Origin of the sequence: Ochrobactrum sp. A-1 (assembly GCF_022488005.1) — a bacterium.
Classification (GTDB): Bacteria; Pseudomonadota; Alphaproteobacteria; order Rhizobiales; family Rhizobiaceae; genus Brucella.
The window spans coordinates 1,484,122-1,497,191 of sequence record NZ_JAKVQC010000003.1; the positions used below are offsets into that span (position 1 = coordinate 1,484,122).

A 13,070-nucleotide genomic window follows, 5' to 3' on the forward strand; every position below is an offset into this window, starting at 1 on the left:
CCTTCGGGGCGGCTTTTTTTATGCCTGAAAGGGAAATCCATGAAAACCAGTACAGCAGGGCGAAAGCTCATTGAGCAGCGCGAAGGCGTTGAATTGACAGCCTACAAGGATAGCGCCGGGATTTGGACTATTGGCGTTGGCCACACATCAGCGGCAGGCGCACCAAAAGTCACGCCTGGCATGAAGATTACGGCGGCGGAAGCCTCGGAAATCCTGTCGCGTGACCTTGCGACCTTCGAAGCGGCAGTGTCGTCGGCAGTGAAGGTTCCACTCAACCAGAATGAGTTCGATGCTCTGGTAAGCTTCGCCTTCAATGTCGGCGCTGGCGCTTTCAAAAGCTCGACCTTGCTGAAGCGCCTCAATGCAGGTGACAGGCAGGCCGCAGCCGATCAGTTCCTTGTCTGGAACAAGATCACCATCAACGGCAAAAAGCAGGCGCTCAAGGGGCTGACAATCCGCCGCGAGGCAGAGCGAAAGCAATTCCTCACTCCGGTATCCGATGCGAAACCCGAAGTCGGAAATCCGTCCACGGAATTCTCTACCGGTTTCTGGGGCGATCTATTCCGGGCAATTCTCGCGATCTTCGGAAAGGGCAAGTGATGGATATTGCCCTTCTTATCCCGATCATTCGGCAAATCCTTCAGGTGGTCGGCGGTTTCCTGATCGCTCGCGGCTGGCTGGATGACGGCGCAGCTGATGCGCTGATTGGCGTTATCGTGAACGGTATCGTGTTTCTCTGGTGGCTGTACGACCGCCACCGGATCAACAAGAAGGCTCGCCTTCTGCGATACAAGGTAGGAGAAACCGACCATGCTTGAGGCAGTCATTGGACTTATCGCCGCTTCGAATGGGTGGGTGGCCTATATTGGTCTAGCCATCACCGGGGCGCTCGGTCTGTACCTGAAGGGCCGCGCAGACGGTAAGGGCGCTGAAAAGACGCGGCAGAAAGATGAAAACTCTGCCGCGCGATCCGTTGCCGACGAAATTGACGCGGCTGTGGCTGGCCGTGAGCCTCAGGCGAACCGCGAAAGGCTGTCAAAATGGTCAAGATAGCCGCTCTCGCTGTTCTTTGTGTGCTCTCGGCATGCGCCATTCCGCAAGGCTCATTCTGCTTGGTCGCGAATCCTATGAGACCTTCGCCCGAAGCTTTAGCGTCTATGACTGATCGGGAGGTATCAGCGATGCTTTCACATAATGAGAAAGGCGCGAAGATGTGCGGGTGGAAAGCATGACAGAAGCTGGACAGGAGCGGGCAATAGGGCGCATTGAGGGGAAACTTGATCTGATTATCTCGGATCAGGAAAAAGCGCGGCAGGACCGCAAGCAACAGTACGAGCGGCAGGAGAAAACTGAACGGCTCCTAGAAGCCCTTCAGAGGAACTATGAAAGTGTCGACTCCAGACTTGAAAAGGTAGAGGAGCCAGTCGCTGATTTTAATCGATGGCGAGAGCGCGGGGTGGGAGCGATAATGCTTGTCAGCTTCTTCGCAGCTACCTTCGGCGCCATTCTCGCCTCTTTCTGGAAGAAAATCCTTGCGCTCATCACCGGCTGAATTCGCCACCATTCGAGAACTCCAACCCGTTCGAGAAGGATCGAGCATCTTCATTGAGCGGGAAGGAAACCGTATCGAACTATCGCCAATGCAGGCGAAAATCATTGCCCTTGCATGGTTTGAAGCGATAAGTGGCGCCTACGTCCGGAGTGATTTAGTCAGACTTCAAACCACAACCATCGATAATCTGCCCGATGGCTTTTCCCGATCCTCGCACATTGAATGATTGCTCGTGATAATTCTCACCAAGCAAATTCAAAACTACGGCAACACGATTCTTGGCATCTCGAACCGCTTCAAGAAGTTTTAAGCCTACCACACCAGATGCTCCTGCTTTTCCGTCCGCATCCGATAGTTCAACATCGACATCAACGATGGGATTTTTATCTACCCGAATTTTCATTTTTGGATGCGTTGTATTCGCGGTTTGGTAAGTATTCTGATTAAAGGAAGTATCAGGAGTTAGGTATACAGCTTCAATTTTACTGCCTCTGCATCGAAAACCAAGCCCATATGCTCCTTGCCCTGTGAATGCCATATGCACAGAGTCATCATCAAATGCACTCTCTTTGCCGGTATAGACCCATTGAGCATTCGCCGACACGCAGGTCGCTAGTAAGCCAACCAGTATAACCCCAAGCCTTCTTCTCATATTTCGCCCCATTCCATATTCGCCACAACGATGCTGTTCAAAGATGACACTTCAAGTCAACAGTTTCTAGCTAGTGTCTTTGTTGCCGCCGCCGCGTTATCGCTTTTCAGATTCCGATTTGTGTTTGGTGGATATCACTCTGCCTGCCTCAATTATCTTCTCTGCCCCCTCGGCAAATCTCTCAATCTCATGCAGCATTTTGAGCCATTCATGACGCGGAACGGTGATACCGCCTTGGTCTGTCGCAGGAGAGAATGAGGCTTCCAACCGAGCAATAATTTCAGCGTTCATTGAGCGTTTGTTCTGCTCGGCGGCTTCGCGAACGCGCTCACGCATCCCGTCTGGAAGGCGGAGCATAAACTTGTCCTGAAGTGTGCGGTTCTGGTCCTCTGTCATAATAATATCATTAGGACATCTTTATCGCTTGACGCAATGAAGTCCTTAGGACATTACTATGCTGTCCTAATGACATTAAGGAGCCCAAATGAACCGGGAAGCAAACGACAAGTTCATGCTCCGCTTACCTTCAGGGTGGCGAGAGAAGATCAAACGCGAGGCTGAAAAGAGCGAGAGAAGTATGAATGCCGAAATTGTTTTCCAGCTTAAGCGCGCATATGGCGCAAATGAAAAAGAGCGAAGCAACGGCCTCGTAAACCCGCTTCGCTCTCAGTGATAACCACTCGTAAGGATATCAACATGAAACATAGCAGTTTTTCTGACTATGCAAAAGCTAAAATCACCATCGATCGGCGCAGCGCTCTGCGGAGCCTTATAGGTGTCGGCTCAATTCTATCAGTTGGTGTTTCGCACTCTTCGGCAGCACAAAACGCTCAAGCGGCAGAATATTTCCTTGAACAGCTTGAGAGCATGTTCTCTGAAACATGGGCTCGCGTAACCGATGCTGGGGGAACATATCAACGATACCAAGATGCCGTTAGCCTCGCAGAGGTGATCGCGATAGCACCGGCGCAAACCTTTGCGGGTATTGCGCTGAAAGCACGAGTTGCTGCCAGCACCAAAGACTTTGGCGACCACGTTATAAAATTGCCCTTTGAAACCCAGCGCCGGTTAGAAATCCGAGTTCAAATTGAGCAGAAATCTCTGGAGGCGTGCCATGCAGGCTGACATTGACATAAAGAATTTCGAATTCGAGGGCAACGGCGTCCGCAGCATCATCCAGAACGACGAACCGTGGTTCGTTCTATCTGATGTGTGCCGTGTGTTGGAAATTCGCAATGCTGGTGATGCAGCAGCTAGACTCGATGAGGACGAAAAGAATAGCATCCGCAATACGGATGTTAATATTAACATCGGTAATACCGATGTTAATGCTGGTCGCGGAAACCCAAATGTCGTCATTATCAACGAATCTGGCCTCTATTCGCTGATACTCACCAGTCGAAAGCCTGCTGCCAAGAGGTTCAAGAAGTGGGTGACGTCAGAAGTGCTGCCGACCCTGCGGCGGACCGGCGTCTACATCATGGATGGTCGGGATGAAGATTTGCCGAGCCTTGCCGATGGCAAAGTGTTTGGCATGAAGGTGGCCAAGGTTAACGCCGCTGCACGTCTGATCTCGGTCGCTAATGCAATTTATGGGCCGGAAGCTGCTCGCGCGCTTTGGGAAAGTGAGGCCGGACTTCCGAAAGTGGCGCACAGATCTGTCACCGCATTGGCTGGGACTTCCGCTGACGATCCGACCGGGTGTCTTCGGCATCTGTTACGTTCGGCAGCGGAAAACGGCAGAACGATAGGCGAGACGCTGCGTCTCGCTTTGCATGATAGCGTGGCTGCTCGGCTCTTACCGAAATACGGTATGCTCGCAGATCCTCATATCCATAAAGGATACTTGGCCATTGCCTGCGAACATCCATTCCTTGGTTCGGTGTTCTCGCAAACGCAATGGGCTGGCGACTGGAAAATAGCGATGATGCAGCTTACCGGGGCCAAGTCCGCCCGTTTGAGAATCTCGGGCGAAAGCAACCCTACGCCTGTAGTCCTGATACCGAAACGGGCAGTGCTTTCGGTTCTCGCCTCGTATCACTGACGGCACCGACCCATTCAATCCCACATTTGTACGAATATGCCGCCCCCGACCGGGGCGGCTATCGGCGCTGCAAGCACCGATAAGCGGCGGCTTAAGATTGGACGTCAAATCCGCCCGGCATGACGGTAGGTCAAATGCCACACCCCGACCCTTGCGGGCGGGGGCATACTGGCCTTTACAGGTTAACAAAAAATGCAAGAAGGGTTTTCATTCACAGCCGTGCGGCCGGTATCGCCACCGGCAAGCTATATCGGCGGCAAGAAACAACTGGCGCAGCGGCTTGCCTCCATTATCGAGCAAATCCCGCATACGCTTTATGCCGAGCCGTTTGTCGGCATGGGCGGCGTTTTCTTCCGTCGCCGACTGGTGCCCAAATCAGAGGCGATCAACGATGTTTCAGGCGATGTGGCCACTTTGTTTCGAATACTCCAGCGCCATTATCCGCAGTTCATGGAAACGATGAAATTCCAGGTTACATCACGCAAGGAGTTTGAGCGGCTGGCCGCATGCGATCCCGACACTCTGACCGACCTGGAGCGCGCCGCACGATTCCTCTATCTCCAGAAACTGGCGTTCGGCGGCAAGGTCAAGGGGCGCACGTTTGGCGTCGATACCTCCGGCCCGGCCCGCTTCAACATCAATCGGCTGGGGCCGATTCTGGAAGAGGTGCACGAACGGCTTGCAGGCGTGGTCATCGAGCGCCTGCCGTGGGACGCGTTCATTGATCGGTACGACACGTCGGCAACGCTGTTCTATCTCGATCCGCCCTATTATGGCTGTGAGACCGATTACGGAAAGGACGTGTTTTCCCGTGCGGACTTCATCCGAATTGCTACCCGTCTTCAAACGATCAAAGGACGGTTCGTTCTATCGTTGAATGATCGGCCCGAAGTGCGGGAAATATTCAACAACTTCCGCATATGCGACGTGCCACTGACCTATACGATTGCAGGCGGTGAAGGAAAGCCGGTTTCCGAAGTCATTATCTTGGACAGGAAGGAGCCGACAGTACCAAACCTACCATGAATGCGCAACATTTTGCGCAATCGATGTTGACATGCTCTCCTTTAGTGTGTAGATATATACACATCGCAACGAATATAGGAGACGCGATGCTACAAGACAGCAAGAAAATAATTAAGCGACTGAAAGATGACGGATTTGTGTTTGTTTCAGCCCGAGGCTCACACCACAAATATCGCAAGGGAACAGTAACTATCATCGTTCCTCATCCGAAGGCGGACCTCCCGATAGGAACCGCTCGCAAAATTGCCAAAGAGGCGGGCTGGCTGTAGCCAGCCCCTCCCCCGCAATAGAATTTTCTTGCTGACGAATGGAAACATCCACTCTTAATTACTCTAAAGGAAGCTAATGAAACACTACTTCGCATTGGTGCATAAAGATGCCGATAGCTCTTTTGGCATTCAGTTCCCAGATATTCCGGGTGCATTCTCTGCGGCTGATGAGGTTAATGACATCGTGCCGAACGCTATCGAAGCGTTGGGTCTTTATGCAGAGGATACTGAATTACCAATAGCATCCACACATGCAGACATAATGGCGCGCGAGGATGTTCGTGCTGAATTGTCCGAAGGGGCATTTCTAGTGTCTATTCCTTTTATCGAGGATGACAGTGCCGTTGTGAGAGCAAATATCTCTATAGAGAGAGGCGTCTTAAAAGCGGTTGATGAATGTGCAAAACGTAGAGGCTTGACCAGATCAGCGTTTATCGCACAGGCCGCAAGACATGAAATCGAGGCAGGCGCGTAAGCGCCTGCCTTTTCTCACTCGTTAATCACACCAGTTGCGGCGCTTCCCCTGCCAAGGGCGAGCTAGAAGCTCTTCAATGAGGGTTTCGCCCACATCTTTCCCATCGACGTATACCAACGCCAATGTGCGTCCATAGCGGTCTTTGATGCGGCCTGATTCCGGATCGCCCTTCTCAATATCCACCTGCCCGCTACCGAGCAACTCAGCCAATCGTTTACGCGCCACCAGCCCCAGCCGCCTTTCGGCATCACATTTCGGATGCCCGATCTCCGGCGCATCGATGTTGGCTATCCGGATTCTTTCGGCTCGGATCGTGAATGTGTCGCCATCAATCACGCAGATATCGCGACCAGTTGTCAGGCATTCCCCAGCCTGTGCTCCATGGATAGCGCCAGGCGCTGCAGCTAGCATGAGCAGCGTAAAGACTGCCAATCTGTGGGGAAATCTGTGGGGTGATAGGCGTTTCAATATCGGGGAATATGATCTAAGCATTTGATTTTTCTATGGTCGGAGTGAGAGGATTCGAACCTCCGACCCCCTCGTCCCGAACGAGGTGCGCTACCAGGCTGCGCTACACTCCGTGACCATGTGGCCTTGACCATTGAGGCGGCTTATAACGCCCCAAATTTCAAGCTGCAAGAGCATCTTGTCGTTTTTTTAAACGCCTGACTTGAAAAGTCGGAAACATCTTTCCGGCAAGCATCAAACCGCAGCAAAAACAGGCTTCGTGCCACCGCCAAAAGCCACGAAATTGGGATTGGCAAACCCCGCAACACCCTCATTGGCGCGCTGGCCATAAGAGAGCGGCACGCCCTCGAACGTCGTGGTAAGACCACCAGCGGCGCGCAACACGGCGTCGCCTGCTGCAGTATCCCATTCCATCGTCGGGCCGAAACGCGGATAGATATCGGCCTCTCCACTGGCAATCAGGCAAAACTTCAGCGATGACCCGATGGAAACACAGCTGCTGATCCTGTTTTCGTCCAGGAACTTCTCCGTTTCCGGGTTCTTGTGTGACCGACTGCAAACCGCCAGGCGCTCGGCCCCGTGGACGCGCACCGCTATCCCACGCCGCGTTCCGATCGCATGATCTTTGGTCGTCGTTATTTCTTCGGCACCATCGCCGTTTCCAATAAACAAGCGGTTGCGAACTGGTGCATAAACGATGCCAAGAACCGGAGCGCCATCCTCGATCAGACCGATATTCACCGTGAAGTCGCCGTTTCGCAGCAGAAACTCACGGGTGCCGTCCAGAGGATCAACCAATAGGAACCGCCGACCCAGCTGTGAAGGCAAACGCCCTGCCGCCACTTCCTCCTCGGCGACAACCGGAATATCCGGAACAACCGAAGCAAGCGCCGCAAGAATGATGGCTTCCGCGTCACGGTCTGCTTCCGTGACCGGGGAAGAATCCTTCTTGCTCTGAACCGCGCAACCATTGGCATAGTGCTTCATGATAACGCGCCCCGCCTCAAGTGCAGCTTCCTGCAGGACGGCCAGTATTGCATCGTCGTTCGGATCGGCTTTCGGGGAGGCTGAAATCTTCATTGCTCAGATTGACCAGGAATCGCTGCCATAACTGCCGATGATACCACGTTCGGCGAGATACTTTTCTACTTCTGCGACGAGTTCGTCAACGCCACGACCCGTCGTGCTCAGGCGTAACTCTGGTGATACCGGTGCTTCATACGGAGAATCGATCCCGGTGAAAGCCTTGATCTCACCGCGCAAGGCCTGCGCATAAAGCCCCTTCGGGTCACGAGCGATGCATTCCTCTATTGGTGTATCCACGAAAATCTCCACAAACTCACCTTCCGGCAAGCGGGCGCGGATACGATCCCGTTCGCTCCGAAATGGCGAGATGAAAGAAACCAGCACCAACAGCCCCGCATCGGTCATCAACCGGGCAACCTCTCCGACACGGCGGATATTCTCTGCCCTATCCTCCTCCGAGAAGCCCAGATCGCTGTTGAGGCCATGACGGACATTATCCCCATCCAGCAGATATGTATGCTTGCCGAGCGCATGGAGACGCTGTTCCAGTCGGTTTGCGATGGTGGATTTGCCGGAGCCGGACAGACCCGTGAACCAAAGCACAGCCGGTTTCTGGAATTTCTGCGCCGCGCGTGTCTGCTTGTCGAGGTCGAAGGACTGCAGATGCACATTCGTCGCCTGACGAAGAGCGCTATCGATCATTCCAGCACCAACGGTCGCGCTGGTAAGACGATCGATCAATACGAACGCGCCCGTTACACGATTATCGGCGTAAGGATCGAACGCAATCTGATCCACCATCTGGAGATGGCAAAGTCCGATCTCGTTGAGGTCAAGGCGGGATGCTTCCTGACGGGTGAAGCTATCGACATCGGTTCGGTATACGATCTCGTTGATCGTTACCGGCGTCTGATCAGTCTCCGTACGCAGAATATAAGACCGGCCGGGATGCAACGCCTCCTCGCCAAACCAGACTATATTGGCCGAGAACCGATCAGCAACTTCGGGTCGGGCTTCCGTCCCAACCAGCATGTTGCCGCGAGAAACCTCGATCTCGTCCTCCAGAACCAGTGTGACAGCCTGTCCTTCGGAAGCGCGCGGCAGGTCACCGTCATAGGTGGCGATACGTTTCACGCGGGAGGTCTTGCCTGATTTGGCAACAACCACTGTATCGCCGGTAGTGATCGACCCGGATGCCACGGTGCCGGAGAAACCGCGAAAATCGAGATTGGGCCGGTTCACATATTGCACCGGAAAGCGAAAGGGCTTTGCCGCCGCCTCCGTATCGATGCGCACGGTTTCCAGATGTTCGAGCAGATGCGGCCCCGCATACCAGTCCATGCGGGGCGATGGCAGCGTGACATTGTCGCCGAAGCGCGCCGAGAGCGGGATCGGCTGCACACTGACAAAGCCAAGTTCTTTGGCGAAGCTCATATAGTCGGCAATGATGTGCTCGAAGGCTTCTTGCGAAAAATCGACCAGATCGATCTTGTTCACGGCCAAAACGATGTGACGAATACCGAGCGCCGACGCAATGAAGGAATGGCGCCGTGTCTGGGTCAGCACACCCTGTCGGGCATCGACAAGCACGATAGCAAGATCGGCGGTCGAGGCGCCGGTTGCCATGTTGCGCGTATATTGCGCATGACCCGGCGTATCCGCGACAATGAATTTGCGACGTGGTGTCGAAAAGAAGCGATAGGCGACATCGATGGTAATGCCCTGCTCCCGTTCTGCCTCCAGACCGTCAACCAGCAATGCGAAGTCGAAGTCGTCATCCGTGGTGCCGAACTTGCGGCTATCGTTCTTCAACGATGCGAGCTGGTCCTCGAAGATCAGTTTCGTATCATAGAGCAGGCGCCCGATGAGCGTCGATTTGCCGTCATCCACCGACCCGCAAGTGAGGAAGCGCAACAGGGTCTTACGCTCCTGATCAGCCAGAAAATCGCTAACTGCAGCATTGGTCGCAACGGGCTTGATTATCGCATTCATCAGAAATAGCCCTCGCGCTTCTTTTTTTCCATCGACCCGGCTTCGTCGCGATCGATGGCCCGGCCCTGCCGTTCGGATGTACGGGCAATCAGCATTTCCTCGACAATATCGGAAAGGTCTGCCGCGCTAGATTCAATTGCGCCAGTCAGCGGATAGCAGCCAAGTGTGCGGAATCGCACCAGCCGGTTTTCCACCCGTTCGTCCGGACGCAATTTCATACGGCCATCATCGACCATAATCAGCATGCCGTCACGCTCGACCACCGGGCGATGCGCTGCAAAATAAAGCGGCACGATGGGGATATTCTCCTGCAGGATATATTGCCAGATATCGAGCTCGGTCCAGTTCGACAGCGGAAAGACGCGGATCGATTCCCCTGCGGAAACGCGGGTATTATAGATTTTCCACATTTCCGGACGCTGGTTCTTGGGGTCCCATCCATGCTGTGCGTTACGGAAGGAAAAAATGCGCTCCTTGGCGCGCGATTTCTCCTCGTCGCGACGAGCACCACCAAAAGCGGCATCGAACTTGTATTTGTCGAGCGCCTGCCGCAAGGCGACCGTCTTCATCACATGGGTGTGGACATTCGATCCATGGCTAAAGGGGCCAATATTCTCGCGCACGCCGTCCTTATTGATATGCACGAGCAGCTCGAAACCCTTTTCACGTGCCTGAGCATCGCGAAATTCGATCATCTCCCGAAACTTCCATGTCGTATCAACATGCAGGAAGGGAAAAGGCGGCGGCGCGGGATAGAATGCCTTCATCGCCAGATGCAGCATCACCGACGAATCCTTGCCGACCGAGTAAAGCATCACCGGATTGGAGAAGGTTGCTGCAACCTCACGAAAAATATGGATCGCTTCCGCCTCAAGGCGCTGAAGATGCGTCAGGTTCTTGGTCAGGGATGCATGATGCACGACTACTTACTCCCGGCAACCGGATGGGGACTCGATACTGGCGGGAGGGATGGCCCAAGGTCAGGAGATGGCCTTCATCCGGCGCAGATACGGCAAAAGCCGCGATGCGCGCATTGTCGTGAAATGATGCGAAAAAGTGAAAGAAACCTATCGCGTATTGCGACCGGCTTGCGCGAAAAACTTACCGTATTTGCAAGCAGGGCCGGAACAAACTTGCGCGCGCTGGAAAAAGCTGATTTTCGGCCAAGCCACGGAAAATCATACAATTTTTGTGATATTTAACGGCTTTTCGCTGTGGAGCTGCCCGTTATTCGGACAGCTCCAGAGCAAATTTTTACTTGGCAAGGCTCGCCTGAACATCGTTGAGCGTCGCTTCGAGTGCCGACACCATCGTATCGATCTGCTGATCATTGATGATGAGTGGCGGACAGAAGGCAAGCGTGTCGCCCATTGCGCGGGAAATGACGCCTCGCTCCTGGAGAGCCGCATTTGCCTGAGCTCCCAGCGCACCAGCCTGTTCAAGACCTGTCTTGGCCTGCTTGTCGGTGACAAGCTCGACACCGGCAATGAGACCGACGCCGCGCACTTCACCGACCAGCGGGTGATCCTGCAAATCGCGCAGGCGCTTCTGCATATAGGTACCGCGGTCGCGCGCATTGGCGACCAGATCACGCTCTTCGATGATGGCAAGGTTTTCCAGCGCGACTGCTGCTGCCACCGGATGGCCGGATGCCGTGAAGCCAGTGCCAAGCGTGCCGATCTTGTGGCTTTCTTCGGCAATCGGCGCGTAGACACGCTCATTGATGAGGAAGGCCGAAATCGGCAGATAGGATGACGAAAGCTGCTTCGACATAACGAGAATGTCAGGCTTCATGTCAAAAGTCTGGCTGCCGAACAGATTGCCCGTCCGCCCGAAGCCGCAAATGACTTCATCGGCGACCAGCAGAATATCGTAGCGCTTGAGAACCGCCTGCACCTTTTCCCAATAGGTTTTAGGCGGCACGACCACGCCGCCAGCACCCATCACCGGCTCACCAATGAAAGCTGCAATGGTGTGCGGGCCTTCAGCAAGGATCAACTGTTCCAGCTCATCCGCCAGTCGCGTTGCGAACTGCTCTTCAGTCTCGCCGGCCAGCCCTTCGCGATAGTGATGCGGACAACCCGTATGCAGAATGCGGTCGATCGGCAGGTCGAAGGAACGATGGTTGTTGGGCAGACCCGTCAGGCTGGCAGAGGCAATCGTCACGCCATGATAGCCACGCTTGCGTGAGATTATTTTCTTGCGCTCCGGTTCGCCGAGCGCATTGGAGCGATACCAGATCAGCTTGATGACAGTATCGTTGGCCTCGGAACCTGAATTGGTGAAATAAGCCTTGCTCATCGGGACTGGAGCCATCGAAACGAGCTTTTCCGCCAGATCGATGACCGGGCCATGCGAACGGTAGGAAAATGTATGGTAGAAAGGCAGCTTCTTCATCTGTCTTGCAGCTGCCTCGGCCAGACGCGGCTCCGAAAAGCCCACGCCGACGCTCCAAAGTCCTGACATCGCTTCGATATAGCGCTTGCCCGATACATCTTCGACGTAAATGCCATCGCCACGCTCGATGACAAGCGGGCCTTCCGCTTCGAGGCGGACAGCATCGGTGTAAGAATGGAGATGATAACGGATATCGCGGGCTTCAAGAGAGTTTGGCTGAGCAGTCATTCATTGATCCTCCGGGAAAGATAATGAATTTGTAGCCCGTTTCAGAAAAAGCGCAAACCGGAAAGCCGCTGAAAATGCCCTTCGGATCAAACCGCCGAGGGACTTGGAAGATATTTAGAGAAGTCCGAAGGTACGGGCCTTGGCGACCGCCTGAACCTTGTTGACCGCAACGAGCTTGGTCAGAACGTTGCTGATGTGGAAATTCACCGTGCGTGTGGAAATATTGAGGATCGTACCGATGATCTCGGCAGTCTTTCCTTCGCTTGTCCAGCGCAGGATTTCCCTTTCCCGCATCGTCAGGTTCACTTCAGAAACGCAATTCATCGCCGGAACATCAAGATGTTCATACATGGACAGATGTAAAAGATTGGCTGCGATCTGCATCTGACGCCGCAACATCGAAATCTCGCCAGAAGACAATGCCGGACCACTTCTCAGGAAAGACAACATTCCGAATACACCTTGAGCCGCCCAGCATGGCTGGGAAATTCCGACCTTGAGGCCGAAGCGCTGTGCATCCGTCCAAATCTGCGGCGCATCTGCAAACAGCTTTGGCGACCAGACCAAAGGCTCGATGCTGTTCAATGCCTTGCGAACCAAGGGGGCGACATCCGCATATTTTCTGGCCGTATAATGATCGATCCATTCCTGCGGCAACGATCCAAAGCTGAGCCATTTGACCACGCCATTCAGCAACGGAACGCGCATGACATAGGCCGTATGTGCAAAACCGCACTGCTTGGCATAGGTATTTATGTATTCAAGGAGTTGTGCGGCATCGTCAGCAGATTGCATGGATTCATAAATTTGTTCCCATTTCATTGCAGACTTCCCAAAGAAAAATATAACTATTGATGATTATTGAAATTCGAAGCATTTAAATAAAATGCCAACAAATCACTAGCACATCCCTGTAGTTTTCTCCAAATACTAATCATAAA

At 53.7% G+C, this 13,070-nt stretch carries 18 protein-coding genes and 1 tRNA gene; 10 read left to right on the plus strand and 9 right to left on the minus strand.

Going from position 1 to position 13,070, the window contains the following annotated elements; all coding sequences use genetic code 11:
* Nucleotides 1-39: 39 nt before the first annotated feature.
* The 4 genes from MKS82_RS08965 (at nt 40) to MKS82_RS08980 (ending at nt 1,552) form a co-directional block, all read left to right on the plus strand.
* Nucleotides 40-600, plus strand: a complete 561-nt coding sequence (locus MKS82_RS08965; protein ID WP_240578634.1) for a lysozyme — start codon at nt 40-42, stop codon at nt 598-600.
* The gene (locus MKS82_RS08970) at nt 600-818 is read left to right on the plus strand and encodes a Pam3-gp28 family putative phage holin (protein WP_151690307.1); all 219 of its coding nucleotides are present in this window, start codon (nt 600-602) and stop codon (nt 816-818) included. The genes MKS82_RS08965 and MKS82_RS08970 overlap by 1 nt, the downstream gene beginning before the upstream one ends.
* Complete coding sequence (locus tag MKS82_RS08975; protein ID WP_240578635.1) at nt 811-1,053, plus strand: hypothetical protein; 243 nt, start codon at nt 811-813, stop codon at nt 1,051-1,053. The genes MKS82_RS08970 and MKS82_RS08975 overlap by 8 nt, the downstream gene beginning before the upstream one ends.
* 175 nt (nt 1,054-1,228) lie before the next feature.
* Complete coding sequence (locus MKS82_RS08980; RefSeq protein WP_151690233.1) at nt 1,229-1,552, plus strand: hypothetical protein; 324 nt, start codon at nt 1,229-1,231, stop codon at nt 1,550-1,552.
* A gap of 154 nt (nt 1,553-1,706) precedes the next feature.
* Here MKS82_RS08980 and MKS82_RS08985 read toward each other — a convergent pair whose 3' ends face one another.
* Both MKS82_RS08985 and MKS82_RS29515 read right to left on the minus strand, forming a co-directional pair.
* The gene (locus MKS82_RS08985; RefSeq protein ID WP_240578636.1) at nt 1,707-2,204 is read right to left on the minus strand and encodes a hypothetical protein; all 498 of its coding nucleotides are present in this window, start codon (nt 2,202-2,204) and stop codon (nt 1,707-1,709) included.
* Nucleotides 2,205-2,300: 96 nt separating this feature from the next.
* Nucleotides 2,301-2,600, minus strand: coding sequence for an Arc family DNA-binding protein (locus tag MKS82_RS29515; RefSeq protein ID WP_276313258.1), 300 nt, complete (start codon nt 2,598-2,600; stop codon nt 2,301-2,303).
* Between the two features lie 88 nt (nt 2,601-2,688).
* Between MKS82_RS29515 and MKS82_RS08995 the strand changes: the two genes are divergently transcribed.
* From MKS82_RS08995 to MKS82_RS09020, 6 genes are all read left to right on the plus strand, one after another.
* Nucleotides 2,689-2,877 (plus strand): Arc family DNA-binding protein, encoded by a 189-nt coding sequence (locus MKS82_RS08995; protein ID WP_240578637.1) that lies wholly within the window; start codon nt 2,689-2,691, stop codon nt 2,875-2,877.
* Between the two features lie 23 nt (nt 2,878-2,900).
* Complete coding sequence (locus MKS82_RS09000; RefSeq protein WP_240578638.1) at nt 2,901-3,329, plus strand: hypothetical protein; 429 nt, start codon at nt 2,901-2,903, stop codon at nt 3,327-3,329.
* Complete coding sequence (locus MKS82_RS09005) at nt 3,319-4,248, plus strand: BRO family protein (RefSeq protein WP_240578639.1); 930 nt, start codon at nt 3,319-3,321, stop codon at nt 4,246-4,248. Before MKS82_RS09000 ends, MKS82_RS09005 begins: the two co-directional genes overlap by 11 nt.
* 192 nt (nt 4,249-4,440) lie before the next feature.
* Nucleotides 4,441-5,274, plus strand: a complete 834-nt coding sequence (locus MKS82_RS09010; RefSeq protein WP_240578640.1) for a DNA adenine methylase — start codon at nt 4,441-4,443, stop codon at nt 5,272-5,274.
* A gap of 86 nt (nt 5,275-5,360) precedes the next feature.
* Entirely contained in the window at nt 5,361-5,543 is a 183-nt protein-coding gene (locus tag MKS82_RS09015; RefSeq protein WP_151555493.1) for a type II toxin-antitoxin system HicA family toxin, read from the plus strand.
* Nucleotides 5,544-5,619: 76 nt separating this feature from the next.
* Nucleotides 5,620-6,018: a type II toxin-antitoxin system HicB family antitoxin gene (locus MKS82_RS09020; RefSeq protein ID WP_151575261.1), complete on the plus strand. Its 399-nt coding sequence runs from the start codon at nt 5,620-5,622 to the stop codon at nt 6,016-6,018.
* Between the two features lie 21 nt (nt 6,019-6,039).
* On the opposite strand, the gene MKS82_RS09025 is transcribed toward MKS82_RS09020, so the two are convergent.
* From MKS82_RS09025 to MKS82_RS09055, 7 genes are all read right to left on the minus strand, one after another.
* Nucleotides 6,040-6,354 carry a thermonuclease family protein gene (locus MKS82_RS09025; protein ID WP_445558063.1) on the minus strand — a complete coding sequence of 105 codons (315 nt, stop codon included), beginning with the start codon at nt 6,352-6,354 and terminating at the stop codon, nt 6,040-6,042.
* A gap of 168 nt (nt 6,355-6,522) precedes the next feature.
* Nucleotides 6,523-6,599 (minus strand) — tRNA-Pro (locus tag MKS82_RS09030).
* Nucleotides 6,600-6,720: 121 nt separating this feature from the next.
* Complete coding sequence (gene cysQ, locus MKS82_RS09035) at nt 6,721-7,566, minus strand: 3'(2'),5'-bisphosphate nucleotidase CysQ (protein ID WP_176037607.1); 846 nt, start codon at nt 7,564-7,566, stop codon at nt 6,721-6,723.
* A 3-nt stretch (nt 7,567-7,569) separates the two neighbouring features.
* On the minus strand, nt 7,570-9,504 hold the full coding sequence (gene cysN / locus MKS82_RS09040; protein ID WP_109985913.1) for a sulfate adenylyltransferase subunit CysN: 1,935 nt from the start codon (nt 9,502-9,504) through the stop codon (nt 7,570-7,572).
* Nucleotides 9,504-10,424, minus strand: a complete 921-nt coding sequence (cysD, locus tag MKS82_RS09045; RefSeq protein WP_181394216.1) for a sulfate adenylyltransferase subunit CysD — start codon at nt 10,422-10,424, stop codon at nt 9,504-9,506. The genes cysN and cysD overlap by 1 nt, the downstream gene beginning before the upstream one ends.
* A gap of 334 nt (nt 10,425-10,758) precedes the next feature.
* Nucleotides 10,759-12,129: an aspartate aminotransferase family protein gene (locus MKS82_RS09050; protein WP_109985912.1), complete on the minus strand. Its 1,371-nt coding sequence runs from the start codon at nt 12,127-12,129 to the stop codon at nt 10,759-10,761.
* Nucleotides 12,130-12,243: 114 nt separating this feature from the next.
* Entirely contained in the window at nt 12,244-12,951 is a 708-nt protein-coding gene (locus MKS82_RS09055) for a LuxR family transcriptional regulator (RefSeq protein WP_240578641.1), read from the minus strand.
* Nucleotides 12,952-13,070 lie beyond the last annotated feature (119 nt).